The sequence below is a fragment of the Pseudomonas sp. HY2-MNA-CIBAN-0224 genome, assembly GCF_040310285.1.
Lineage (GTDB): Bacteria > Pseudomonadota > Gammaproteobacteria > Pseudomonadales > Pseudomonadaceae > Aquipseudomonas > Aquipseudomonas helleri.
Genome location: NZ_JBEOPQ010000458.1, coordinates 1 through 277, shown reverse-complemented (window position 1 = coordinate 277; position 277 = coordinate 1). Strand labels below are relative to the sequence as shown.

General features: G+C 45.8%; 1 protein-coding gene. It reads left to right on the top strand.

The window, feature by feature from the left end; translation table 11 throughout:
• Positions 1-277: redoxin domain-containing protein (locus AAEZ03_RS27155; protein ID WP_350582930.1), on the top strand; the 277-nt coding region annotated here is incomplete at both ends.

Here is a 277-nt window from a genome sequence, read left to right as displayed (position 1 = left end):
ACAGTATTCATTCACACATCGCTTGGGTACGGAATATTGAAGAAAACTTCGGTGTTGAAATTACCTTCCCTATTATTTCCGACTTATCAATGGAAGTGGCTAAAGCCTACGGCATGATCCAACCCGGTGCGAGTGATACCGCGGCCGTCCGCGCGACCTTCATTATTGATCCTGAGGGTATTTTACGTGCCATGGTGTATTACCCAATGAGTAATGGCCGCTCTATCGATGAATTTGTTCGATTAGTCAAAGCATTGCAAACCAGTGACGCCAATGG